Origin of the sequence: Streptomyces rectiverticillatus (assembly GCF_013394065.1) — a bacterium.
Taxonomy (GTDB): domain Bacteria; phylum Actinomycetota; class Actinomycetes; order Streptomycetales; family Streptomycetaceae; genus Streptomyces; species Streptomyces rectiverticillatus.
The window spans coordinates 5,582,424-5,606,106 of the sequence record NZ_CP040752.1 but is presented as its reverse complement, the minus strand read 5'-3'; the positions used below and the strand labels follow the sequence as shown (position 1 = coordinate 5,606,106).

The following is a 23,683-nucleotide window of genomic DNA, read 5'->3' as shown; positions in this document are numbered from 1 at the left end:
GGATGAGGAGAGATGTCGAACCGAGCGGCCTCGTCACGTCCTTGGGCCGAGCAGTGGGACGCAGACGACCCGGGCTTCTGGGTCCGGGGCGGGCGGCACGTGGCCCGGCGCAACCTGCTGCTGGCGGCGGTCTGCGGGCACCTGGGGCTGTCCGTCCGCGGCATGTGGCCGGTGATCGTACTGTTCCTGCCGGCGGGCGGCGGGGCGGCGACCGGACCCGGGCTCGGGCTCGGGCCCGGTGAGAAGTTCCTGCTGCTCGTCACGCCCGTGGTCGCCGGGGCGGCGCTGCGCCCGGCCGCCGGGCGCGCCCTCGCCCGGCTGGGCGGCCGGGAGCGCACCGCCGTCACCACGGCCGCCCTGGCCCTGCCCGGGCTCGCCGCCCTGTACGTCCTGCAGCGGCCCGGCGCACCGCTGTGGCTCCTCCTGGCCGCCGCCGCGACCGCCGGCGCCGGTGACGCCGCCGCGGCGTGCCCGGTCGGCCCCGCCGCCTCCTACCCGCGGCACGCCCGGGCGCGGGCCCTCGCCCTCGCGACCGCCGGGGGCGACCTCGGACTCGCCTCCGCCCAACTCGCCGGGGTGCTCGCCGCCGTGACCGCGGGCGGCTCCTCCCCCGCGCGGATCGCCGCCGTCCACATCCCGCTGACCGTGCTGGCGGCGCTGGTGGCCGCGCTGCGGATGGACAACCTGCCGGGGCCGGCCGTCGGCGCCGGCGCCGGCGCCGACTCGGACGCGGACGCCGGGGCGGGTGTGCGGCGCGGGGCGGGTGTGCGGCGGGGGGCGGGTGCGGATCCGCACCTGGTGTGGCTGCCGCTGCTGTCCCTTGCCACCGCCGGCTCGTTCACCGGCTACGGGCTCGTCTTCGGGCTGGTGCTGCAGCACCAGTTCGGTACCTCCGCGCTCGTGGCCCTCGCCTGCGCGCTGCCGGCCACGCTGCTCGGAGCGGCCGCCCGGCCCTGCGGCGGGTGGCTGGCCGGACGGTGGGGCGGGGCACGGGTCACGCTGGGCAGCCTGTCGGGGATGGCAGTGGGTACGGCCGTGCTCGCCGCGGCGTCGTCGCGGGGGTCCGCGGGCGTGTTCGCCGCTGGGTTCACTGTGCTCATCGTTCTCGGGGGCGTGGGTGCCGGTGCCGTCGCGACGGTCGCCCCCGCGGTGTTCGCCGCGCGGGCCGGAGAGGCCATCCTCTCCGGCCAGGACGCGAGGACCGCCTTCGCGGCCGCCCGCCGGCGCACCGCCGGCGCCGCCGCCCTCACCGGCCCGGCCGGAGCGCTCGGTGCCGCCGCGATCGGCCTGTCCCTGGGTGCCGCTTACGACGCCGGCTCGCCGGCCCCCGCCCTCTGGGGCCTCCTCGGCCTCTACGCACTGTGCGCGGCGGTCACGTGGACGATGTACGCCTGCCGCGAGACGGTGCCGACGGCCCGGCGGTACCGGACGGGCTCGGGTGAGCCCGTACACCCTTGAAACCGCCGCGGCGGCGATGCCGACCGGGCAGGCACAGGTGCGCTCGGCACCGCCGCACACCACCATCGTGGCCGATCGCCGCTGCGGCGGAAAGAAGGGCGCGGGCAGCACCCTTCACCCGTCCGCAGACGAACGGCCCAGGGGCGCCGCACCCCTGAAAACCGCCGCCACGGCAATCAACCACCACGGCGCAGGCTGGCGGGTGCTAAACGGGCACAAGTGCGCTCGGCACCGCCGCGGTGGCCGATCACCGTCGCGGCGGAGAGAAGGGCGCGGGCAGCCCCCTTCGCCCGTCCGCAGGCGGACCGCCCAGGGGCGCCCGCCCCCTGAAACCGCCGCCACCGGCGGTGCCAAACCGGCAGGCACAGGTGGGCTCGGTACCGCCGAGCACCACCGTCGTGGCATCGCGGCGTAAAGAAGGGCTCGGGCAGCATCCTTCGCCCGGGCCGCCGGCTGAACGGCCGAGGTGGGACCGCACCCTTCCCCCAGGGCGAGGCCCCCCAACCGGCCGCGGCCGGACGGTAAAGAGCAGCGGTCGACCGCCACGGCGCAGGTCGGCGGTGCCGAGCGGGCAGGTGCAGGTGGGGTCGGCAGCGCCGTAGAACGCCAACGCCGTGGCCGATCACCGTCGCGGCGGAAGGAAGGGTGCCGCCGGCGTGTCGGACGGGGTCAGGAGAAGGTTGTCGTGGCGTGGGTCAGTTCCGTCTGTAGGTGGGGGGTGTCGTGGGCGTGGCCGTGGGCTGCTATGTGGCCGTCCGGGCGGATCAGGTAGTAGCCCGGGCGATGGCAGTGGGTTGTGGGGGCTGTGGTGTCCAGGGGGAGGCGGTACGGGCGTATGCGGCGGTGGGCGGCGGCCAGTTGGGCGGCCTTCTCCGACCAGGCAGGGAGCGTTCCCGCGCGGAGGACCAAGGCCAGGGCCCACTCCGACGGGTCCGCTTCCGGGCCGCTGATGCCGTAAGCGAGGGCGAGCCCGCGGGGGAACAGGGCCCCGGCCCGTACGCCGCCCGGCAGGCGGCACGCCGCCGGGCGGGCCGGCTCCTGCGTGGCGCGCCGCGGCCGGTACGCGAGGCGGTGCCCGGCCATGACGGGGGCGTAGAAGCGCGTGACCGCCCCCGTTCGCTCCAGGAGACGGAACGCGGCGTCACGGGCCGCTACGCGCACCCGGCCGTCCGCCATCCACGCCCGCGTCTGCAGGTCGGTGTCGCGCACGATGCGCCGGGTGGCCTCGGCGCGCTCGGGGCCGTAGTCGGCGAGGAGGGAGGCCGGGGAGTCGCCGTGGAGGACCGCGGCGAGTTTCCAGGCGAGGTTGTGGGCGTCCTGGAGGCCGTTGTTCATGCCCTGGCCGCCCGCGGGGCTGTGGACGTGCGCGGCGTCGCCGAGGAGGTGGATGCGGCCGTGCCGCAGCCTGCGGGCCCGGCGGGCGTGGACGCGGAAGACGGCCTGGTGGACGGGCTCGGTGATGCGTACGCCGCCCGGCCCGCGCGCGTCGAGCAGGGCTTGTACGGCGGGGACGGCGGGGACGGCGGGGACGGCGGGGACGGCGGCGACGGCGGCGACGGCGGGCGCTCCGGCGGGCAGGGCTGTCAGGATGCGGAAGACGCCGCCGGGCAGGGGCACGATCACGAGGGTGCCGGACGGCGCCTGGTAGTAGTGGATCTCGCCGTGCGGGAGGTGTCCTTCGACGCGGGTGTCGAGGAGGGCGAAGGTCATGGGGTAGGTGGTGCCTTCGAAGGGCGTCCCGAGCCGGTCGCGGACGGTGCTGCTCGCGCCGTCCGCACCCAGGAGGTACGGCGTGCGCCACGTTTCGCCCCGCCCGTCGGCGTGGCGCAGGAGCACCCGCACCGTGTCGTCGTCCTGGGAGAAGTCCGCCAGCCGCACGCCCCGTTCGACGGTACCGCCGAGCTCGTACAGGCGCCGGGTGAGCAGCCGTTCCGTCTCGTACTGCGGAAGGTTGCGGGCCGCGCAGCCGGCGGGGAAGGCGAAGGCGGCGAGGGGGCGGCCGCCGGTGAAGTAGCGGTAGGCGTCGATGCGTACGGACGCGGCGCGCACGTCGTCGCCGATGCCGAGGTCGTCGAGGATGCCGAGCGCACGGGGCCACAGGGACAGGGCCCTGGGAGTGTGCGCGGGGTGCGGTGCGCAGTCGACCAGGCGCACGGGCACGCCGCGGCGCAGGAGTTCGCAGGCAGCCAGGAGACCGGTGGGCCCGGCGCCGGTGACGAGCACGGCGGCCCCGGAACCGGACGTTACCTCGGCCCCGGGCCCCGGTACAGTCACGGCGCCTGCCCCGCGCTCCCACCCAGGCTGCGGGCGAGCTCCAAGCGGCGCACCTTCATGGTGGCGGTGCGGGGCAGCGCGGACAGGGGCAGCTGTACGGGCCCGGCGAGCTGCGGCCACTCGGCGGCGGCGGACGCCCAGCGGCCGGGGTCGAGGGGCGCGTCGCCCCGGGTGCAGACCACGGGGACGGGCTCCCTGCCGGGCCCGGGTACGAGGACGACCTCGGCGAGTTCGGGCAGCCGGTCCATCAGCCGGTCCTCGACTTCGAGGGTGGAGCCGAGGGCGGGGAGGACGTCGACCTCGCGGTCGAGGAGGTGCAGGCAGCCGAACCGGGTGCGGTAGCCGATGTCGCCGGTGCGCCACCACCCGTCGTGCAGCTGGCGTGCGAAGCGTTCGGGTTCGGCGAAGTAGCCGGCTGCCCGGCCCGGGGCGCGTACTTCGATGGCGCCGGGGCGTTCGCGCGTGGGGCGGTGGCCGCCGGAGGCGGCGAGACGCACGCGGACGCCGGGCAGGGGCAGGCCCAGGCAGCGGCCGTCGGCCCGGTGGACGGTGCGCGGGGTGTACCAGCGGCCGGTGAGCGGGCCGCACTCGCTCTGCCCGTAGAACTGGAGGAACCGCGGGGAGGCGCGGCGCGAGGCGAGCAGCAGCCTGCGCATGGTGGGCGGGTGGAGGGCGTCGAAGGTGGCGCTGAAGTACCGGACGGTGGCGAGGGGTTCGCGCGGATCGTCGGCCAGTTCCTCCCAGGCCATGAAGGAGTTGGGATGGGTCTCGACGAAGCCGGGGCGGGTGCGGGCGAAGAGGTCCGCGACGTGCGCCGGGCCGGGGTCGCCCACGATGACGAGCGGCATGCCCTTGGGCAGGGCGACGGCGAGCGCCAGGTACATCCGCGAGTGGACGGGGCTGAGGTGCGCCGCGTAGGTCTCGGGCGTACGGATCAGGGCGGCGAGCCCGCGCTGCGGTGCGTACCTGCCGTGGAGACCGGCCGCCGTGTGCACCACCAGCTTGGGCAGGCCGGTGGTCCCGGAGGTGTGGGTCATCAGCGCGGGGCGGTCCGCGGGCAGGAGCACGGGAGCGCGGCGCGGCGCGCCGGCCAGGGCCGCGAGGGAGGTGCAGCCGGGGCGGGCGGGGCCGGTGGTGAGGACCGTGGCGGCGACGTCGGCCAGGTCGAGCGGGGCCAGGCACGTACGCAGCTTGTCGTCGTCGGTGAGCAGGTGCGGGCGGTGTGGGCGATGCGGATGGTGTGGGTGGTGTGGGTGGCGCAACCGGCGCAGCAGGGCGCCTGCCGTGGCACCGTCGAGCTCCGGGGAGAGCAGGACGGGGACCGCTCCGATGCGGGCGGCGGCGCAGGCCAGCAGGTAGATGTCGAAGTTCGCGGCCTTGTGGACGGCGACGTGCTCGGTGGGGCGCACGCCGGCCGCCCACAGCCGGGCCGCCAGGTCGTCCACGTGCCCGGCGAGCCCGGCGTAGGTGAGCCGGCGGCCCGTGCCGGGCAGCGCGTCGAGGTCGTGGTCGAGCGTGACCGGCACGGAGCCGTGCGCGGCGGCCGCCCGTTCCGGGATCAGCCCGAGGCGGAGGCCCTTCATGAGGCCGTCCACGATGCGGCGTGCCGCTGCAGCAGGACGGACTCCTCGGCGGTGAGGGCGATGCCGAAGGTGCCGCGCAGGACGGGGCCGACCTCGTCGGGGGCGAGTTCGGTGCGCAGGAGGCGGCCGTCGGCGTAGCGGGCGGCGAGGGTGCGGTCGGTGAGCGTGTGGCGGACGTGGTCGTCGCCGCGCTGGGCGACGAGGCGGCCGGTGAACGGCGAGCGGGGGTGGTGGGACGTCCAGTAGTGGGCGGCCTCGAAGTCGTCGGGCACGTGGTGCTCCAGGCGCAGGGAGTAGACGTCGAACCAGCCGTCGGGGTGCAGGGAGCGCAGGACCCACTGCCCGGGGGCGGCGGCCGCGGCGCGGTCCTCCGCCGGTTCGAGGTCCAGGCGCCAGGTCCAGTCGCCGGTGGTGACCGTGGCACCGGGGGCGAGGGGTACGGGTTCGAGGGGGCCTTCGTCGCCGAAGCCGACGTCGCAGAGCCAGGGGCGGCCGTCCGCCTCGACAACGAGGGTCGCGTGGGAGCGGCGGCGCACGCGGGAGCTGCCGCGGCGGACGCGGGCGAGGTGGCGGACGACGGGGAAGCCGAGGCGTTCGAGGACGGCGGCGAAGAGCAGGTTCTGCTCGAAGCAGTAGCCGCCGCGCCCCGCGCGGACCAGTTTGCGCTGGAGCGCGTCGGTGTCGAGCGGCATGTCCCGGCCGAGGAGGACGTCGACGTTCTCGAAGCTGACGGCGGCGGTGTGGGCGCGCTGAAGGGCGCGCAGCGTTGGGGTAGTCGGCGGGAGGGGGTGGATGGTGGGGGCGGTGGGCGGCGCGGTGGGGGCGGCGGGGCCGGTTCGGCCGGTCGGGTCCGTCGAGTCGGTCAGGCCGGTCCTGGCGAGGTAGGCGTCCAGGTCGAGGGCGGCGGTGTCCCATGCGGTTGCGCCTGCGGCGGGCTGCCCGGCCGGTGCGCCGGTGGCGCGGACCGGACCGGCGGCGGGATGTGCGGGCCCGGCGGGGCCGTGGACGACGGCGGTGTTCGGCATGGGCCGTACGCTCCTTCCTCCCGTGCGATGTCTTGCGGCGTCTTGATGTCTTGCGGATGGCGGTGTCGTGCGACTGGCATCGTGCGGTGTCGTGCAATGGGCGTCGTACGGCGGATGTCGCGTCCCACCGTGCGGCGGACGCTGTCGCGCGCCGTCGTACGGCCGGTGTCCGGGGGCGTTGCGCCCTGGACCGCTGAGCCGCCGGCCCACCGGCGGCTGACCGCCGGGCGGTTGACCGCAGGTGGTTGACCGCGGACCGTTGACCCACTGGCTGCTGACCCACTGGCTGCTGACCGCCGGGCCGTTGAGGACCCACGACTACCGGCCTGCGGACCACTGGCCCACGGGCGGCGCCTGCGGGCGGGCGGCCCACGGGCGGCCGGCCTGCGGAGACCACTGACCCGCGAACCGCCCTGCGAACCGATGACCCGCCGACCGCCGACCGCCGACCCTCGGGCCGCCGACCGTTGCCCCTCGGGCCGTAGGGCCGTTCCGGGGGTCTCCCCACGGCCCGGGTGCCTGCCATCCTGGGCCGTCCGCGCGGCCGTGCCAACGCGCGGCGGCGGAGTGCGTCAGCCCGCCCGCCAGTGCGTCAAGTCGGGTCCGTACAGGGCCGGGTGACCTGACAGACGGGCCCCGGGGCGGGGGCGCGCCACCCTGGGCCGATCTACCCTCGGACCGTCCGGCAGGGCCGGAGGGCCGCCGTTCACCGCGGCCCGCACCGGCGCCGCGCCGGGGCCTCCGACGGAGAAGCGGGGACCGATATGACCAAGGTGGTACTGATCTCGGGCAGTCTGCGCGCCGCATCGGTGAACTCGGCGGCGCTCAGGGCCGTGCGCCGCATCATCGGACGGACCCGTCCGGCCGCCTCGGTGGTCTCGCTGCCGATCGGCCGGCTGCCGTTCTACAACGGGGACATGGAGGGCACCGGGACGACCCCGGCGGTGGCCGCCGCCCGCGCGCTGGTCGCGGGCGCCGACGCCCTGGTGATCAGCACGCCTTGCTACAACGGCGGGGTGCCCGGCGTGCTGAAGAACGCCCTCGACTGGCTCTCCCGCCCGGACGGCGCGAGCCCGCTCACCGGAAGGGTGGCCGCCGTCCTGAGCGCCTCGCCCGGCGGCCGGGGAGGCATCGACGCCCAGCCGGCGCTGTTCGACCTGCTGGACAGCTGCGAGGCGATCACGGTCGAGCACCCGCCCGTGGCCATCCGCCGGGCGCACCAGCGGCTCGACGCCGCGGGCGAGATGACCGAAGGGGAGGCGGTGCGGGCGCTGCGTGAGCTGGTCGACGCCACGTTCGAGGCGGTGGCCATCATGGAGGAGCAGCGCAGGTCGGTATGCGAGCTGCACGCGCGCGTACGCGAAGAGCGCGGCCCCGTGCGGACTGTGCACGGGGCCGTGCCGCCTGCACCTCAGCGGGGCGCAGCCGCTCCGTCGAGGGCCAGCGTGACCTCGTCCAGGAGCTGATGCCAGGCGTCGTTGAGCTCCTTGAGCACTTCGGACTCCAGGCGCAGGGCCAGTTCGCCGTGGTCGATGCCGAACCACTCGAGGTGCCCGAGCAGTCGCCCGGCGGCGGTGTACGCATCGGCATCGGGCGCGTCGCCGTCGCCGGCGCCGGCGGGTACCGCGTCCAGTTCCTCCAGCAGTTCCTCCGGGACGGCCGTCACCGTGCCGCGCGTCAGCAGCGGGGCGGCGTAGCGCATGGACAGGAGCCCGGGGCCGGAGGCGGCCGTCGCGGTCCACAGCAGCCGCTGGGGGCGGGCCCCGTGGGCCGCCAGGGCGTGCCACCGGGGCCCGTCCAGCATCCGCTCGTACTGTGCGTGGAGTTGCCGGGCGGCCGCGACGGCGGTGGCGCCGCGCATGGCCCTGGCCTCCAGGGTGCCCTCGCGGTCGAGCAGGGCGTCGACGGCGGCGTCGACACGGCTGACGGGGAAGGAGGCGACCGACGCGAGCGCGGGGAGGTGGCGTCCTGCGGCGCGCGCCCGCTCCAGCCCCTCCAGGTAGGCCTCGCCGGCCTGCCGGTGGCGTGCGGCGGACAGGACGAGGGTGGCGTTGACGTTGATGCCCTCGGCGAGACAGGCGCTGAGAGCTGTGAGGCCGGCGGGGGTGGCGGGGATGCCGAGCATGGCGTTGCGGCGGTCGACGGCGCGCCACAGTGTGCGGGCCTCGGCGAGGGTGGCCTCGCTGTCGTGGGCGAGGCGGGGGTCGAGGCTCACGGAGACGAGCCCGTCGACGCCCGCGGTCGCCTCGTGGACGGGCCGCAGGATGTCGCAGGCCCAGCGGATGTCGTGGACGGCCAGGGCCTTCAGGGCCCGCTCGGCGGGGATGCCGCGCTCGGCGAGGTCACCGAGCTGGCCCGTGTAGTACGGGCCCAAGATCAGGGACCGGGCGAGGAAGGCCGGGTCGGAGACGACACCGGCGATGCGCCCCTGCCGGGCCAGGGCGGCCAGCCGGCCGCTCGCAAGCCGCTGCCGGGCGAGCCCGTCGAGCCACACGGAAACCCCGGTCGCCCCGGGCCCACCCGCAGCGGCGCCGGCGGCGCAGGCCTCGCCGGGGACCGCCTCGGCGGCACGGCGCCCGCCCGCAGACCGGGCCGGGGCCGGGACCCGGGCCGGACCCACCGGGGCGCAGCCCGCCGTTCCATGGCCCGCCGTTCCATGGCCCGCCCCGTCGGCCGGCCTCACCGCCTGCCTCTTTCCGTCGTGCGGGACAGGCTCGCCCGGGCCGCGGCCGCCACCCGTTCGGGGGTGAGGCCGTGGTGGCCGTACAACCCCTGGCCGGGGGTGTCGGTGTCGAAGTGGTCCAGGCACACGTGCTCGCCGGTTCCGCCGAGGAGCTGGTACCGGCCCACTTCCGCGGCCGCCCCCACCGAGACGGTGGCGGGCGCGCCGGGCGGCAGGACCGCGTCGCGGTAGGCGCTGCTCTGCCGGTGGAACCACGCGGCGCAGGGCATCGACACCACACGGGTGGCGATGCCCTCGCGCTGCAGGATGCGGCGGGCGTCCAGGGCGGTCGGCACCTCGCCGCCCGCGGCGACGAGGATGACGTCGGGGGCCGCGGCGGCCAGGTCGGCGTCGTGGGCCTCGGCGAGGATGTAACCGCCGCGGGCGGCACCATCGCCCGCGGCGACGGGGACAGGGGCTTCGGTGATCTGGGCGGGGTTCATGCGACGGGCACCTCCGGAGCGAGAGCGGCGAGCAGGCCGCCCACGATGCGGGGTCCTCCTTGAGTGAGGACCGATTCCGCGTGGAACTGCATGGAGGCGAAGTAGGGCCCGCGCAGCGCGTGCACCTCGCCGGTGAGCGGATCGCGGCTGACCCCGACCGTGCCGATGCCCTCCACGTCCACGCTGTCGCGGTCGCTGCGGGCGGCGAAGGTGTTGTAGAAGCCGACGCGCTCGCGACTGCCGAAGAGGTCGATCTCGCGCTGGACGCCCTGGTTGGGCACGTCCCGGCGGACGAGCTCGAAGCCGAGGGCGAGGGAGAGCACCTGGTGGCTGAGGCAGACGGCGAGGAAGGGCCGCCGCTCGTCCAGGAGGGCGCGGACGGCGCCCCGCAGATGGGCGATCTTGGGGTGGCGGCCGTCGCGCGGGTCGCCGGGGCCGGGCCCCATCACGACGAGGTCGTGCCCGCCAAAGACGTACGGCTCGTCGAAGCGCCTGACCGTCACCGTCAGCCCCATGGCCCGCAGCTGATGGCCGATCATGGAGGTGAAGGTGTCCTCCGCGTCGACGACCAGGACGCGCCGCCCGGCCAGGCCGGGTGCGGTGAGCGCCCGGTCGGCCTCCTCGGCGAGCCAGAAGCCGGCGATGCTGTCGTTGCGCTGCTCCAGGGCGGCGCGGACGCTCGGGTGGCCGCCGAACCGGGCGGCGCCGCCCGACTCCAGGGCGGAGATCAGCCCGGCCGCCTTGGCGCGGGTCTCGGCGACCTCGGACGCGGGGTCGGAGTGGCGCACGAGGGTGGCGCCCACCCCGATCCGCACACTCCCGGTGCGGTCGATGTCCGCGGTGCGGATGAGGATCGACGAGTCCAGGGTGCGCTCGCCGTGCGCGTCGCGCCCGACGAGGGCGAGGATGCCGCTGTAGTAGCCGCGGCCCTGGGGCTCGTAGCGGTCGATGACCCGGCAGGCGCTCTCCAGCGGGCTGCCCGTGACCGTGGGCGCGAACATCGTCTCGCGCAGGATCTCGCGCGGGTCGCGGTCGGTGGTGCCCTCGATGAAGTACTCGGTGTGGGCGAGGCGCGCCATCTCCTTGAGGTAGGGGCCCACGACGCGGCCGCCGCCCGCGCAGATGCGGGCCATCATCTTCAGTTCCTCGTCGACGACCATGTACAGCTCGTCGGCCTCCTTGCGGTCGGCGAGGAAGTCCATGACCTCGGGCAGGCTCGGCCCTGCGGCCGGGTAGCGGTAGGTGCCGCTGATGGGGTTCATCACGGCGGTGCCGCCGCGGACGCTGATGTGGCGCTCGGGCGTGGCGCCCACGAACGTCCGCTCGCCCGTGTGCACGACGAAGGTCCAGTAGGCCCCGGACTCGCGCTCCAGGAGGCGGCGGAAGAAGGTCAGGGCGTGGGCGGGGGTGTAACCGTCGATGCCGGCGAGGAAGGAGCGCTTGATGACGAAGTTCGCGCCCTCCCCCTCGCCGATCTCGTCGGCGACGACCCGGCGGACGGTGTCCGCATACGTCTCGTCGTCCATGTCGAAGTGCCCGCCGGACAGGGTGATCGGCGTCTCGGGGATCCGGGCGAGGACCTCGGCGAGGGGCAGGACGGCCTGGTGGGTGACGGTCATGGCGAGCAGCGGCGCGCCGTCGTCCGCCCCGCGGAAGCCCCGTTCGGCGATCTGGCGGTACGGGACGATCGCCAGGACGTCGTGCGAGGCGCTGCGGCGGGGCGCCGTCTCGGTGGGCGCGTCCTCCAGCGGGATGGACGCCAAGGTCTCCGGTCGGGAGATCCCGCCCAGGAGGAGTTCGACGGCGCCCGGTCCGGTGGACTCGGGGCGGTGGAGGAGGGCGAAGGCGGGCGGCCGGGGGCCCAGCACCCGGGCGAGCAGGTCGTCGGCGGCGACGGCGGCGGCGTTCGCGATCGGCTCGTCGGTCGGTTCGACGGTTGGTTCGACGGTTGGCTCGCCGGTCGGTTCGACGGTCGGTTCGTCAGTCGGTTCGACGGTCGTGTTCACGGTCAGGTCCGGTCCTTTCCGGTCGGCGCCTGCACGGGCGGGGCCGGTACGGCCGGATGCCGGTACGGGCCGCCCTGCCCTCGTACGCGCGAGGCTCCTACGGTCAGCGCTCATACCGCCGCTCCCCGTACCGCGAGCGTGTCCGCAGGACCCCCCGCGCCCTGCAGCCGGCACAGCATGTCCTTGGTGGTGGTGACCACGGCGCAGCGCGCCGCCGCGTACTCCAGGGCGAGGCGGTGGTACGCGGCGGAGAAGTCGGCCACGGCGTCCGCGACCAGGAACGGGCGGATGTCGTTGGTGAACGCGTCGACGGCGCTCATCAGCACGCCGACGTGGGCGTACACCCCGCAGACGATCAGCTGGTCGCGGCCGTTGGCGCGCATCCGCCCGAGCAGGTCGGAGCGGAAGAAAGCGCTGTAGCGCCACTTGGTGAAGACCCAGTCCCCGGGGGCCGGGGCGAGCGGCTCGACGACGCGCCGGTCGGCCGGGTCGACGCGCATGCCCGGGCCCCAGAAGTCCTTGAGCAGGCCGCGCTGTTCGTCGTTCATGCCGCCGGGCTGCGCCGTGTACGCGACGGGGATGCCGAGCGCGGCCGCGCTCTCGCGCAGCAGGGCCGCGTTGGCGACCAGCTCCTCGCGCGGGTGCTCCGGCAGGTGCCCGACGAAGTAGCGCTGCATGTCGTGGATCAGCAGCACGGCGCGGGCCGGGTCGGCGCCCCAGTCGGCGGTGTTCCCGGGCAGGTCGCCCAGGGTCGGCATCGGGTAGGGCTCGATGGGGGGAATGCCTGCCATGGTGGATCAGCCCTCCCAGGCCGAGACGACGGAGATGGCCTGCTGCGGATTGAGCCGGGGGTCGCAGAAGCTCGTGTACTTGTCGCCCACGTGGTCGAGTTCGGACTCGTTGCGGACGCACTCGGTGACGTGCTCGGGCGTGGTCTCCAGGTGCAGACCACCCGCGATGCCCCCCGAGGTCCGCACCGCGCACTGGAAGTTGCGGACCTCACGGATCACCGTGTCCAGCAGGCGCGTCTTGAGGCCGTCGGGCGCGGTGAGGGTGTTGCCGTGCATCGGGTCGGTGAGCCAGATGACGGGGTGCCCGGCGTCGCGGACCGCCGCCACGAGCGGGGGCAGCTTCTCGCCGACCTTGTCGGCGCCCATGCGGGCGATGAGGGTGAGCCGCCCGTGCTCCCGGCCGGGGTCGAGGAGCTCGCACAGAGCCAGGATCTCGTCCGTGGTCGTCGAGGGCCCGACCTTGCAGGCCACGGGGTTGGCGACGGCGGCCAGCAGGGCGACGTGCGCGCCGTCCGGGCGGCGGGTGCGCTCGCCGATCCAGGGCCAGTGCGCGGACGCGAGCAGGGGACGGCCGTCCTCGCCCGCGCGCACCATGGGCAGCTCGTAGTCGAGCAGGAGCGCCTCGTGGCTCGTCCACACCGGCGGGCAGACGCCCGAGCGGCGGGACGGGTCCGGCCAGCCGAGGTGCGTCATGGCCTCCCCGGCCGCCAGGTAGCCGGAGAGCAGGCGCTGCGGGTCCGGGCGGCGGCGCTCCGGGTGGGGCTCCGGGTTGTTGACCATGTGGCCCCGGTAGACGGGCAGTTCCGTCCCCGCGACGCGCTCGGTGGCACTGGAGCGGGGCTTGGCGAACTGCCCGGCCATGCGTCCCGCGCGGACCACCGGCTTGTGGGCGACCATCTTCAGGACCCCGGCCAGGACGTCCAGGAGGCCGGCCTTGCGGGCGACGTAGCCCGAGGTGCACTCCGCGGGGTCCTCCGCGCAGTCGCCCGCCTGGACCACCTGGGCGGCGCCGCGGGCGACCTCGGCGAGGTGGTGGCGCAGGGTCCGTACGTCGTCGGCGCGGACGAGGGCCGGGCGGCGCGCCAGCTCCTCGCGGACCCGGCGCACCTGGGGGGCGTCGCCCCAATCGGGCTGCTGGAGAGCGGGTTTGTCCTGGACGTCGAGCAGAGCGTCGGTCATGGGGTTCTCCAAAAAACGCTTAAGTGACTGCTCTTGAGAACAAGCAAGCATGCAAGGCAAAGCAAGGGGCGTGCCGGGTTTGGCCTTGGCGGCTCCCTGGGTTGCTGGGGTGTGTGGGCAGGAGTAGTGGCCTACGGGCCTCGGCCCGCCGCGGACGCGGTTAGTTCTCGATCGTCCGAGAACGCCCCTGTTCCGCCAACCCCGCCCCGCTCACTCCGTCAGATGGGGCCCGACTCCATCAGATGACTGTCAAGACTCCGTTCGCGCCAAGTTGACGGAGTACCGACAGGCTGTTCCCGCAGCGCCCCGGATCGGACCTACTGTCGTGACCTCTGCCCTATGTGTTTCCGCGGCCGATCCGGAGAGGGGGCGACCCTGCCATGGGAGAGCGCACGGTGACGTCTGGTGGTGAGGTCCTGCGGGAACTTCTCGCGGAAGGCGTCTCCCCCTGGCTCGACGGCCTGCGCCGCTCGCTCCTCGCCTCCGGTACCCTCGCCCGGCTCGTCGCCGCGGGCGAGGTGCGGGGGGCCACGTCCGACCCCGGGGCGCTCGCCGCCGAGGTCGCCGGCGGCACCGCCTACGGGCAGCAACTGGCCCACCTGGCCTGCCGGTCCGTCCCGCCCGCGACCGCGGTGCAGGCCTTGTGCGCCTACGACCTGCGCGCCGCGTGCGACGAGCTGCGGCCGGTTTTCGCCGCCACGCAGGGGCTCGACGGGCACGTGTCGATGGGCCTGGAGCCATGGCTGGCGGGCGGCGCCCGTGTTACGGCCGACGCCTTCGCCGACGCCGCGGCCGCCCTGCACCGGGCCGCCTGCCGGCCCAACGCGCTGGTGAAGATCCCCGCCACGGACGAGGGGCTCGCCGCCACCGGAGCGTGCCTCGCCCGCGGCATCGGCGTGCACGTCACCGACATCTTCTCCGTACGCCGCTACGAGCAGGTCGTGGACGTGTGGTTCGCCGGCCTGGAGCGGGCCCGGGCGGCCGGCCTGGACCTGTCCGCGATCCCGTCGCTCGCCTCGCTGCCCGTGGCCCGGATCGACGCCGAGGTCGACGCGCGGCTGCGGGTGGGGCGGGCGGGGCGGTCGGGGTCGGGGGGGCGGAGCGCCGCCGCCCTGGCCATCGCCCGGCTCGTGTACCGGCGCTACGAGGAGGGGCTGGGCAGCGCGCGCTGGCGGGGCCTGGCCGCGGCGGGGGCCCGCCCGCAGCGGGTGATGTGGTCCGTCGGCTCTCCCGTGGAGACGGAGCCGCGCGGCGTGCCGTACGTGGAGTCGCTCGTGGCCTGGGGCACCGTCAGCGCGATGTCCGAGGCGACGCTGGCTGCGGCGGGGCGGCGCGGGCGGCTGCGGGGGGACACGCTGACGGGGCAGGAGGGGGCGGCGCGGGCGGCTGTGGTGCGGCTGGAGCGGGGCGGGGTGTCGTTCGGCGAGGTGGCGGGGGTGCTGGAGGAGGAGAGTGCGGTGCGGGTGGGGCGGGCGTGGGGGGCGTTGCGGGGGGCGGTGGCGGATCGGTTGCGCGTGGGGGCGGGCGGGTGAGTGGGGGGTGCGGGGCCGGGGCCTCCGGGGCAGGGGTCCGGGACCGTATATTTACGGGCCCGTGCCCGGCGCCGCATCGGTGCCCCCTTCCTCGTCGGGCCCGCAAATACACGTCAGCGTCCCGGACCCCTGCCCCTGCGGCCCCGTCCCCTCCCGTCTCCTGCGCCCGATCCGCGGTGGGTGGGTGGGGCGGACCTCGCCCCTCCCTGCCGCCTTTCCGCGGTGGGTGGGTGGATGGACCTCGCCTCCCCCTGCCCCCTGTCCCCGGCGGGTGGGTGGATGGACCTCGCCTCCCCCTGTCCCGCGGTGGGTGGGCAGGCGGACCTCGCCCCTCCCTGTCCCCTGTCCCCGGCGGGTGGGTGGATGGACCTCGCCTCCCCCTGTCCCGCGGTGGGTGGGCGGGCGGGCCTCATCTCTTCCTCTCCCGTTCCCCCGGCCGGCCGGTGGGCGAGGCCCGCCCCGATCCTGTCGGTTCGTCAGATCGTCACCCTGTCCCTCGTCCCGTGGCGGTCCGGGAAGTCCGTGTCTGTGAGTGCGGTGAGCGGGGCCGCCTTCACCGCCGTTTCCTCGTACTCCTCCTCCGGGTCCGACAGGGCGATGATCGCGCCGCCCACCCCGTACCGCACCCGGTCCGCCGTGACCACGGCCGTGCGGATCACGACGCTCAGGTCGACCGCGCGGCTGAGCGAGAAGTAGCCGATCGCGCCCGCATACACGCCGCGCGGGCCCTGTTCCAGGCGTTCGATGATCTGCATGGTGCGGATCTTGGGCGCGCCGGTCATCGAACCCGGCGGGAAGGCCGCCCGGACGCAGTCCACAGGCGAGCGGTCCGGGCGCAGCGTGGCCCGTACCGTGCTCACGAGCTGGTGGGCCTTGGCGTAGCTCTCCACGCGGAAGACGTCCTTCGCCTCGACGGAGCCGACTTCGGCGCAGCGGCCGAGGTCGTTGCGGACCAGGTCCACGATCATCAGGTTCTCGGCCCGGTCCTTCTCGCTGGCCGCAAGGTCCGCGGCGAGCAGGGCGTCCTCCTGCGGGGTCGTGCCCCGCGGGCGGGTGCCCTTGATCGGGCTGGACTCGGCCCGGCCGTCCCGGTCGATGCGCAGGAACCGCTCGGGCGAGGTGCTGAGGACCGAGAGGCCGCCGAAGGACAGGAGGGCGCCGAAGGGGGCGGGGCTGGTGCGGCGCAGGAAGCGGTAGCCCTCCCAGGGGTCCAGGGTGCCGGTGGCCTCGGCCATGTTGGTCAGGCAGACCTCGTAGGTCTCCCCGGCCGCGATCTGTTCCCGGCACTCGTCGATGAGCTGCAGGTAGGCGTCGCGGCCGTGGCGCAGCCGGAGTTGGCCGAGGGTGCCGGGGCGGCCGGCGGGAAAGGGCCGCAGTCCGGCGAGGGCCGTGAGCTTGCGGGCGGTGGCGTCGAGCCACGAGCGGGCCGCGGTCTCGTCGCCGTCCTCGGCGAGTGCGAGGAGGTGGGTGGTGCCGGTCGCGTGGTCCAGGACGAGGGCCCTGTCCGCGAAGACCATGGTCGCGTCCGGCTCGCCGGACCGGTGGCCGGGCTCGCCCCCGCACTCGGCCTTCAGGCCGTAGCCGAGGTAGCCCACCCAGCCGAGTGCGAAGTCGCAGGGCAGGGCCGGGATTTCCGCGGTGCGCATCGCTTCCAGGTCCCGGGCGAGCCAGTCCAGGAAGCCTCCGGTGACCACCTCGGTGGTGTGCCGGGAGCGGACCGTGACGGTGCTGCTGTGGACGTCGGCGGAGGCGGTCCGGGCGAGCGGCCCGGAGGCGTCCCCCATGACGGAGAACCGTCCGGTGGGACCGTCGCGCCTGCTGCTGTCGAGCCAGTAGGCGTGCGTGCCCCGGCGGAAGAGGCGGTCGAAGACGACCTCGTCCTCCCAGCGGGTCGGCAGGGCCGCGGTGAGGACCCGCAGGCGGCGCCCGGGCTGCGGCTTCTCCGGTGTGCGGAGGGCCGCGGGGCGGGGCCTTGCGCTCCGTCGCACCCCGTGACGCTCCGTCATGCGGCGAAAGTTGTCCAGAATGCGGTGCCCGTACACGCTGCCGATCGACTCGGGGTGGAACTGGACCCCCCACAGCGGGAGCTCACGGTGGCGCAGCCCCATGACCGTGCCGTCGGCCGTGCGCGCCGTCACCTCCAGGCAGGCGGGCAGCCTGCCGACGGCCAGCGAGTGGTAGCGCACGGCCGCAAAAGGGGACGGCAGTCCCTCGAAGAGGCCGGTGCCGTCGTGGTGGACGGGCGAGACCCGGCCGTGGCGGGGCTCGGGCGCCCGGCCGACTTCGCCTCCGTACACGAGGGCGATGCCCTGGTGGCCCAGGCAGACGCCGAGCGTGGGCAGCGCGCCGTGGCGCAGGATATCGGCGCAGATTCCGAAGTCGGCTTCGCGTTCCGGGGTGCCGGGTCCGGGCGAGAGGACGACATTGTCGAATTCGGTGAGCCGGCCGGTTTTCCAGAACGGGTCGTCGTTGGTGACGACTTCCGGTTTCCGGCCGTTGACTTCGGCCAGATAGTGGAACAGGTTGTAGGTGAAGGAGTCGTAGTTGTCGACTAATAACGTACGCACGTATCCCCCGTTTCGGCGTTATCGGACGACTTCCGGGCAGCGGGCGGAATCCGCCGCCGGTGTCACCTCCAGCAGCATGTGCTCGACTTCGTGCTCGCCTTCTCGTACGACGGTGCGGCGCACCACGTCCAGCCGGCGGCCGCACCGGTCCGCGATGCGGCGCAGGGCGGGCACGTCCCCCCGGCTGCTGAAGTGCAGCAGGACCGTGCCGCCCGGGGCCAGCAGGCCGGGCGCCTCTTCCAGGAAGCGGCTGTGCGCCGCGTAGCCGGGGTCGATGTAGGCCCGCTCGTGCATGGTCCGGGGCTGGTACTCCACCGGCGCCAGCACGTAATTGGAGGACCAGAAGACCGTGTCGAACCTTTCCCCCGGATCCAGCTGGTCGAAGAGGTCGCTGCGGAAGGCGCGGACCCTGCCGGACACTCCGTGCCGGGCCGCGTTCATCGAGGTGTTCAGTACCGCCGCGGGATTGATGTCGGCGGCGACCACGCGGGCGCAGCCCGCCAGGGCGGCGGCGACGGCGACGACGCCGGTGCCGCTGCCGATCTCCAGCAGCGATCCCCGCAGGGCACCCGGTGCCCCGGAGAACCGCCGGGATTCCGTCTCCGCGGACGTCTCGGCGAGGCCGAGGAAGTCGAGTGCGATTCCGGTCGCCGGCGAGTAAATCGGAGCAAATACTTCCGGTAAGAGATCCCACTCACGGCCGCACATCGTGAAAGCGGCCGGCCGGTCCTCCCGCACGAGCGCTTGACGGCTGCGTTCGAGAGAGAGCCTGTAGTCGCGTACCCCCGTCATACCGAGCCCCCTGAATCGGCGACAACTCCCGGCCACGCGCCGGGTGTTCATCAACCTTCACCTATAAGGGCACTTAACAGGAAGGTGATCCAGTAACACACCGTCGGGATTCGGCGGTGGTCCGGACACCACCGGACGCACCCCGCCGCGCCTGCGGCGGCCGTCAACGCCGTCTTGATCGGCTGCGGTTGACGCACCACTGCCCGTGTGCATAGCTTCCCCGCATACCGTGCCGCGGCTCTATCCGTGCGGCAGAGCGCACCGGACCCGGGGGGCATCGTGTCGCAAGGCATGTCCGAGGACGGCATATTCGCCGTGCTGGAGCTATTGGCCGCCGGGGCACCGGCCCAGGAATACGAAGCCCTCGTCGAACGGATCCGACGCTCCGGCGCGGGGCCGGAACTCCTCGACAGGTTGAGTGACGCGGTCCAACTCGGCCTGACCATAAGGACATGGACGGAGCGTCAGCAGCAGCGCGAGGCCGGCATGTCCGCGCTCATCGACACCGCGCGCGACCTCGCGACCCCGCACGACCTCGACACCCTCCTGAAGGTCATCCTCCGGCGGGCCCGGCGGCTCCTCGCCGTCGACATGTCGTACATCGGGATGTACGCCGAGGGCGAGCGGTACGTGAGCATACGGGCCGCCGACGGCCACACCACCGCGCTCAACGTGGGCCTGCGGCTGCCCGGCGGCAGCGGGCTGGGCTCCGCGGTCATGGACAACCCCTCGCCGTTCTGGACCCCGGACTACCTCGCCGACGAGCGCATCCAGCACAGCGGCGAGATCGACTACGTCGTCAAGGCCGAGGGGCTGCAGGCCGTCCTCGCCGTCCCGCTGAGCCGCGGCGCGCGCCCCTTCGGCACCCTCTACGTGGCCGAGCGCAAGGTCCGGCACTTCACGACCGACGAGATAGCGCTCCTCAGCTCCCTCAGCGACCTGGCCGGCGTGGCCATCGAGAAGGCCGAGCTGCTGGACCGGACCACCGCCCTGGTGGCCGAGCTGGAGCAGCACTCGACGCGCGTCGAGGCCGGGCTGCGCAGCGCCCAGGAGCTGAGCGACGCCCAGCACCGGCTGATCCAGCTCGTGCTCGGCGACTGCAACCTGGACGCCCTCGCCCGCGCCTCCGCCACGGAGCTGAACGCCGCGGTCCAGGTGTGCGCCGCCAACGGCACCATCCTCACCTCGGCGGGGCTGGTCCGGGAGGCCGCGAAAGCCGAGGAGGACTCCGGGGACGCCGAGGGCGCCGCGGGCGCCAACGACGACGGGGAGGCGGCTCCGGTCGAGACGCTGCTGGTGCCCGCCGCCATGGACGCCCACGCCGCCCGAGAGCCCGTGGCCCTCGCCGACGGCCTGTGGGCCGTGCCCATCTCCGCGGGCACCGGCAGCAACCTCGGCACCCTGCTGCTGCGCCCCGACCGCCCCGACGCGGTGCAGGACGAGCGGCTGCTGCGGCTGGTGGCCCAGGTCATGGCCGTGCAGCTGCTGGTGGAGAGCAGCCGGACGGCGATCGCCGAGGGACAGGTGCGCGACGACTTCCTCGCCGACCTGCTGGCGAGCCCGCAGCGGCCGCCGCACCAGCTCGAACAGCACGCGCGGCGGCTCGGCATCAACCTGAGCAAGCCGCACGTCGTGGTCGTGGCGCGCCCCGAGGGCGACGCCCGCGGCAAAATGGCCATCTGGGCGTCCTCCTACGCGCACCGGCTCAGCGGGCTGAAGAGCATGCACAACGGCTGCGCGGTGCTGCTGCTGCCGGGCACGGACCCGGGCGCCGCGGGCCGCGCCGTCTCCGCGGAGCTCTCGCCGCTCCTCGGCCACCCGGTGACGGTGAGCTCGGCGGGCCCGGTCGCGGGCCCGGCCTCCGTCCACCACGGCTTCCAGGAGGCGCTGCGCTGCCTGGACGCGATGACCTCGCTGGGGGTCATCGGCCGTTCGGCGTCGGTGCGCGAGCTGGGCTTCCTCGGGGTGCTGCTCTCCGACAACCACGACGTGGAGGGCTTCGTCGACTCGGCCATCGGGCCGGTGATCGACTACGACCAGCAGCGGTTCACCGACCTGACGCGCACGCTGGAGACGTACTTCGAGGCGGGCGGCAGCCCGACGAACGCGGCCAAGAAACTTCATGTGCACCCCAATACCGTGGCTCGTCGCCTGGAGCGGATCAGCGAGCTGCTGGGGCCGCAGTGGCAGCAGCCCGAGCGCGCCCTGGAGGTGCAGCTGGCCCTGCGGGTCTTCCGGGTGCGGCACAGCCTGCGGATGCGGGACCGGGCCGGGCCCGGAGCGGGCGCGGACACCCCCGGGGCTCAGGAGACGTAGCCGAGCCGGAGGTGCTCCTCCGGCCCGCCGGTGAGCGCGGCGACGGCGTGGGCCGCGGAGGCGAGCGTCACGTGCCGGTGCCAGCCGCTGAACGAGCGGCCCGCGAAGTCCCGGACGCCGACCTCGTCGGCGATCTCCCGGAAGTCCCGGTCGACCCGGTCCAGGAGCTTGCCCAGGCGTACCAGGGCCGCGGGCGGGGCGTTGACGAGGTCCGTCAGCCACAGCTCGGCCGGCCAGCGGTGGCCGTTCTCGCCCACCCCCAGCAGGAGTAACTCCCTGCGCCGCACCGGCCCGGGCGCGGCCGCCGTGCGCAGCGCGGGCAGCCCCACGCGGACGGCCGCGGTCAGCGAGGTCCGCACGACCCGCGAGGGACCGTGGTCACGCCACATCACCGGGCGGCGCAGGTCGCGGGCCGCGCCGAGGATCTGGTGGGCCGGCAGCGCCTCGGCACCGCGGCCGGGCACGGCCGGGTCCGCCACGGTCAGCCGCAGCGAGTTGCTGATGCGCACCAGGGCCGGCACCCCGCAGGCGCGCAGCCGCAGCAGGGCCGCGGGGGCGTCCAGGTCGCGGGCGTCCAGCACCAGCGGGCGCAGCGGCAGCCCCCACTCGCGCATCATCCCGGCGTACGCCTCCACCGTGCACTCCCCCAGGGACTCGGAGCGGACGGAGTCGGGGATGCAGGCCTGACTGCGGCGCAGCCCGTCCCGCAGCCAGGCGTCGGAGAGGTGCAGCCGCCAGTTGACGGGGGTGCTGCGCTCGCCGGAGGCGGCCCAGACGCCCACGGCCTGCTGCGCGTTGAGCACCTGGCCGACGGCCGGGCAGAAGCGCCGGTCGACGCCCACGGAGTTGTCCCCGGCCTTGGGGATGACCATCGGCCGGACGACCCACGCGTGCGGCGGCGCGACCCGGGTCAGGTAGTGGGCGAGGGCGCGGCGTACCGGGGCCCAGTCCCAGGTGGAGCTGGAGATGAAGTGGTGCAGACTCTGCTCGGCGGCCTGGCCGCCGGTGAGCGCCGCGATGTTGCGGATGGACTTGCGTCCCCGGGTCCCCAGCAGGCCCCGCACGTAGGCCTCGCCGCGGCGGCGCTGGTCGCTGCGCGGCAGCGAGGCGAAGAGCGCGGAGCACAGCTCGGCCAGGACGGCGTCGCGGGTCTCGGGGCAGGCCGGGGCGGGCGCCTCGTGCCGGGCGGTCCGCGGATAGAGAGCAACACCACTCATCGGAATCCCCCATCTCGGCTGCTGGTGGCACTGTCAACGGTGCGCGTGCGCACCCCCCGGCGCCCAGGTGTCAAGGGCACCCCCGTGGCCCCTCATTTGGTGGTCCCACCACCACCCGGGGCCCTCCCGGGGCCCCGTGGGAGGCCCGGAGGGCCCGGAAGGTGTGCCCGGACCACCACCCCGGCGGCGGGTCGGGGGGCCAGTCGGCGGACGGGGGGCGAAGCCGCGCGGGGCGTTGCGGATACGGTGGTCCCATGCACCGGCGCGGACCGCCCTCTCGGGGACGTCCGCGCCGATTACCGCGGGCAGCATTCGGCCACGCGGGCGCAGCAAACCGGGAAGGAACACGTGAGCAGGTTGTTGGTGCAGGTCAGCGCGGTAGTCCGGAGCGTGGGGTAAGCGTCGTGCACATTGTGATCATGGGCTGCGGGCGGGTCGGCTCGGCCCTCGCCCAGACCCTTGAGCAGCAGGGTCACACGGTGGCCGTGATCGACCAGGACCCGACGGCCTTCCGCCGCCTGGGCTCCGGGTTCGGCGGCCGCCGCGTGACCGGCGTCGGCTTCGACCAGGACACCCTGCGCGAGGCGGGCATCGAGGAGGCGGGCGCGTTCGCGGCCGTCAGCAGCGGTGACAACTCCAACATCATCGCGGCCCGCGTGGCCCGCGAGATGTTCGGCGTCGAGAACGTGGCCGCGCGGATCTACGACCCCCGGCGCGCCGAGGTCTACCAGCGGCTCGGCATCCCGACCGTGGCCACCGTGCGGTGGACGGCCGACCAGATGCTGCGGCGGCTGCTGCCGTCCGGCGCGGAGCCGCTGTGGCGCGACCCGAGCGGCGGCGTCCAGCTGGCCGAGGTGCCCGCCTCGGACGCCTGGGTGGGCCACAAGATCAGCAAGCTCCAGGAGGAGACCGGCGTGCGGGTGGCGTTCCTCACCCGGCTGGGCGAGGCGATGCTGCCGACCTCCTCGACGGTGTTGCAGGAAGGCGATCTGGTGCATGTGATGATGCGCACCGACGAGGTCGAGCAGGTCGAAGCGGCGTTCGCGCACGGCCCCGAGGAGGCGCACTCATGAGGGTCGCCATCGCCGGTGCCGGTGCCGTCGGCCGCTCCATCGCGGGCGAGCTGCTGGAGAACGGGCACGAGGTGCTGCTCATCGACAAGGCCCCGACCGCCATCTCGGTCGAGCGGGTGCCGCTCGCGGAGTGGCTGCTGGCCGACGCGTGCGAGATCACCTCGCTCGACGAGGCCGCGCTGCAGCGCTGCAACGTGGTCATCGCGGCCACCGGTGACGACAAGGTCAACCTGGTCGTCTCCCTGCTGGCCAAGACCGAGTACGGGGTGCCCCGGGTCGTGGCCCGGGTGAACAACCCCAAGAACGAGTGGCTGTTCAACGAGTCCTGGGGCGTCGACGTGGCCGTGTCCACGCCGCGCCTGATGTCGGCGCTGGTCGAGGAGGCCGTGAGCGTCGGCGACCTGGTGCGCCTGATGCGGTTCAGCCAGGGCGACGCCAACCTCGTGGAGCTCACGCTGCCGCCGGAGTCGGCGCTGGCCGGCACCCGCGTCGGGGACGTGGCCTGGCCGGACGACACCTCGCTCGTCACGATCATCCGCGGCAACCGGGTGCTCACCCCCAGCCGGGAGGACTCCCTGGAGGCCGGTGACGAGCTGCTGTTCGTCGCGGCCCCGGCGCGCGAGGAGCAGCTGGAGGACTTGCTGTCGGCGACGCGCGACGCCGACTGACGCACGCGCATACGAACGCCGGGCGGGCTCGATGTTT

The 23,683-nt window shown here is 74.6% G+C and carries 17 protein-coding genes; 6 read left to right on the top strand and 11 right to left on the bottom strand.

Annotated elements, in window-relative coordinates:
• Positions 1-12 precede the first annotated feature (12 nt).
• Positions 13-1,458 (top strand): MFS transporter, encoded by a 1,446-nt coding sequence (locus FGW37_RS24560; protein WP_179083025.1) that lies wholly within the window; start codon positions 13-15, stop codon positions 1,456-1,458.
• 669 nt (positions 1,459-2,127) lie between these two features.
• Here FGW37_RS24560 and FGW37_RS24555 read toward each other — a convergent pair.
• The 3 genes from FGW37_RS24555 to FGW37_RS24545 are packed head-to-tail and all read right to left on the bottom strand — an operon-like array spanning position 2,128 to position 6,340.
• Entirely contained in the window at positions 2,128-3,732 is a 1,605-nt protein-coding gene (locus tag FGW37_RS24555; RefSeq protein WP_179083024.1) for an FAD-dependent oxidoreductase, read from the bottom strand.
• Positions 3,729-5,315, bottom strand: coding sequence for a class I adenylate-forming enzyme family protein (locus FGW37_RS24550; protein WP_179083023.1), 1,587 nt, complete (start codon positions 5,313-5,315; stop codon positions 3,729-3,731). Before FGW37_RS24550 ends, FGW37_RS24555 begins: the two co-directional genes overlap by 4 nt.
• A complete protein-coding gene (locus FGW37_RS24545) occupies positions 5,312-6,340 on the bottom strand; it encodes an arylamine N-acetyltransferase family protein (RefSeq protein ID WP_179083022.1) in 1,029 nt (342 codons plus the stop codon). The genes FGW37_RS24550 and FGW37_RS24545 overlap by 4 nt, the downstream gene beginning before the upstream one ends.
• A gap of 764 nt (positions 6,341-7,104) precedes the next feature.
• Here FGW37_RS24545 and FGW37_RS24540 point away from each other — a divergent pair.
• Entirely contained in the window at positions 7,105-7,806 is a 702-nt protein-coding gene (locus tag FGW37_RS24540) for an NADPH-dependent FMN reductase (RefSeq protein WP_179083021.1), read from the top strand.
• On the opposite strand, the gene tal is transcribed toward FGW37_RS24540, so the two are convergent.
• The 5 genes from tal to FGW37_RS24515 all read right to left on the bottom strand — a co-directional run bounded on the left by tal (position 7,752) and on the right by FGW37_RS24515 (position 13,481).
• The gene (gene tal / locus FGW37_RS24535) at positions 7,752-8,834 is read right to left on the bottom strand and encodes a transaldolase (RefSeq protein WP_179083020.1); all 1,083 of its coding nucleotides are present in this window, start codon (positions 8,832-8,834) and stop codon (positions 7,752-7,754) included. The two genes, FGW37_RS24540 and tal, sit on opposite strands and share 55 nt — an antisense overlap.
• A 185-nt stretch (positions 8,835-9,019) precedes the next feature.
• Entirely contained in the window at positions 9,020-9,505 is a 486-nt protein-coding gene (locus tag FGW37_RS24530; protein WP_179083019.1) for a transketolase-like TK C-terminal-containing protein, read from the bottom strand.
• A complete protein-coding gene (locus FGW37_RS33005; RefSeq protein ID WP_425506661.1) occupies positions 9,502-11,418 on the bottom strand; it encodes an anthranilate synthase family protein in 1,917 nt (638 codons plus the stop codon). Before FGW37_RS33005 ends, FGW37_RS24530 begins: the two co-directional genes overlap by 4 nt.
• Before the next feature lie 203 nt (positions 11,419-11,621).
• A complete protein-coding gene (locus FGW37_RS24520) occupies positions 11,622-12,302 on the bottom strand; it encodes an isochorismatase family protein (RefSeq protein WP_179083018.1) in 681 nt (226 codons plus the stop codon).
• Positions 12,303-12,308: 6 nt separating this feature from the next.
• Positions 12,309-13,481 carry a 3-deoxy-7-phosphoheptulonate synthase gene (locus FGW37_RS24515; RefSeq protein WP_179083017.1) on the bottom strand — a complete coding sequence of 391 codons (1,173 nt, stop codon included), beginning with the start codon at positions 13,479-13,481 and terminating at the stop codon, positions 12,309-12,311.
• Positions 13,482-13,861: 380 nt separating this feature from the next.
• On the opposite strand from FGW37_RS24515, the gene FGW37_RS24510 reads away from it, so the two are divergent.
• The gene (locus FGW37_RS24510) at positions 13,862-15,013 is read left to right on the top strand and encodes a transaldolase family protein (protein WP_179083016.1); all 1,152 of its coding nucleotides are present in this window, start codon (positions 13,862-13,864) and stop codon (positions 15,011-15,013) included.
• Positions 15,014-15,489: 476 nt separating this feature from the next.
• Here the strand turns inward: FGW37_RS24510 and pabB are convergent, their stop codons facing one another.
• Entirely contained in the window at positions 15,490-17,580 is a 2,091-nt protein-coding gene (gene pabB / locus FGW37_RS24505) for an aminodeoxychorismate synthase component I (protein ID WP_179083015.1), read from the bottom strand.
• An 18-nt stretch (positions 17,581-17,598) separates the two neighbouring features.
• Positions 17,599-18,372 carry a methyltransferase domain-containing protein gene (locus FGW37_RS24500; RefSeq protein WP_179083014.1) on the bottom strand — a complete coding sequence of 258 codons (774 nt, stop codon included), beginning with the start codon at positions 18,370-18,372 and terminating at the stop codon, positions 17,599-17,601.
• 291 nt (positions 18,373-18,663) lie between these two features.
• Between FGW37_RS24500 and FGW37_RS24495 the strand changes: the two genes are divergently transcribed.
• Positions 18,664-20,688 (top strand): helix-turn-helix domain-containing protein, encoded by a 2,025-nt coding sequence (locus FGW37_RS24495; RefSeq protein WP_179083013.1) that lies wholly within the window; start codon positions 18,664-18,666, stop codon positions 20,686-20,688.
• On the opposite strand, the gene FGW37_RS24490 is transcribed toward FGW37_RS24495, so the two are convergent.
• Positions 20,676-21,905 (bottom strand): IS701 family transposase, encoded by a 1,230-nt coding sequence (locus FGW37_RS24490; protein ID WP_246430529.1) that lies wholly within the window; start codon positions 21,903-21,905, stop codon positions 20,676-20,678. The genes FGW37_RS24495 and FGW37_RS24490 overlap by 13 nt on opposite strands.
• Before the next feature lie 404 nt (positions 21,906-22,309).
• On the opposite strand from FGW37_RS24490, the gene FGW37_RS24485 reads away from it, so the two are divergent.
• Together FGW37_RS24485 and FGW37_RS24480 are read left to right on the top strand one after the other, a co-directional pair.
• A complete protein-coding gene (locus tag FGW37_RS24485; protein ID WP_179083012.1) occupies positions 22,310-22,978 on the top strand; it encodes a potassium channel family protein in 669 nt (222 codons plus the stop codon).
• Positions 22,975-23,646: a potassium channel family protein gene (locus tag FGW37_RS24480; protein ID WP_179083011.1), complete on the top strand. Its 672-nt coding sequence runs from the start codon at positions 22,975-22,977 to the stop codon at positions 23,644-23,646. The genes FGW37_RS24485 and FGW37_RS24480 overlap by 4 nt, the downstream gene beginning before the upstream one ends.
• Positions 23,647-23,683 lie beyond the last annotated feature (37 nt).